Source organism: Mesorhizobium sp. M7A.F.Ca.CA.002.05.1.1 (assembly GCF_003998335.1).
Taxonomy (GTDB): Bacteria; Pseudomonadota; Alphaproteobacteria; order Rhizobiales; family Rhizobiaceae; genus Mesorhizobium.
Genome location: NZ_RZQI01001347.1, coordinates 1 through 1,066 on the forward strand (window position 1 = coordinate 1; position 1,066 = coordinate 1,066).

The following is a 1,066-nucleotide window of genomic DNA, read 5'->3' on the forward strand; positions in this document are numbered from 1 at the left end:
ACATCACCCAGGCCGGCATTCCGGACGTCATTCCGGTCGAGGCCTGCTATCTCGGCTGGCAGGAGTCGCTCAGAAATCTGGCAAAGCTCGTCGAACCCGAAATCAATCAATAGGCTGGGGGGTGGCCGGGAGAACGGGTCGTTTCTGGCCTGCCGAAGCCTGAAACTTGGACTGTGGCGGGAACTGCCCTTTATCGCTAGCAATTCATCATCGACACCCCCTGTGACTGGGCGTGTCAATGAAGGATGCAGCGGAGGCTAAAAAGGCATGACTCTGACCAACCGAGACATCGTCGAGTTAACGGCGTGGCGGCGCCAGCTGCACCAGGCCCCGGAAATCTCGAATGAAGAGGAGAAGACGGCAAGGGAGGTTGTCGCCTTCCTCGCCGATACGGGGCCGCACAAGGTGCTGACACAACTCGGCGGGCACGGCGTCGCGGCCATATATGACAGCGGCAAAGCGGGGCCGACGGTGCTGTTCCGATCGGAACTCGATGCCTTGCCTATCGAAGAACTTTCAGGCGTACCGCATTCGTCGCGCGTGCCGGGCAAGTCGCATATGTGCGGCCATGACGGACACACCGCGATCCTGGCATCCCTCGGCCGTCAGTTGGGGCGCGAAAGGCCTGCAAGCGGCCGCGTCGTGCTGATGTTCCAGCCGGCGGAGGAAACCGGCAATGGCGCGGCAGGTGTCGTCGCCGATCCGCGCTTCGGCGAGATCGCGCCGGATTTCGCTTTCTCATTGCACAACCTGCCCGGCGTGCCATTTGGCGAGGTGCGGCTCAAAGCCGGCGTGGTCAACTGTGCTTCACGCGGCATGCGCATCGTGCTGGAGGGCAAGACCGCCCATTCGTCCATGCCGGAGACCGGCATTTCGCCGATGCTGGCGATCAGTGAGCTGATGCCGGCGCTGCCGGCGCTCGGGCGCGGGACCTTCGCCGACGACGGCTTCTCCATGCTGACGGTCACCCATGCCGCGATGGGCGAAGCCGTGTTCGGCATCTCGCCGGCTCACGCCGAGGTGTGGGCCACGCTGCGCACCCGGCGTGACGAGCGCATGGCAAACC

General features: G+C 63.9%; 1 protein-coding gene and 1 pseudogene. Both read left to right on the plus strand.

What is annotated here, in order from left to right:
- Positions 1 to 113: pseudogene (locus tag EN939_RS35455) on the plus strand (toxin); the annotation flags it as partial.
- Positions 114 to 267: 154 nt separating this feature from the next.
- Positions 268 to 1,066, plus strand: a 799-nt coding sequence (locus EN939_RS35460; RefSeq protein WP_127271972.1) for an amidohydrolase, incomplete at its 3' end; no start/stop codon positions are given.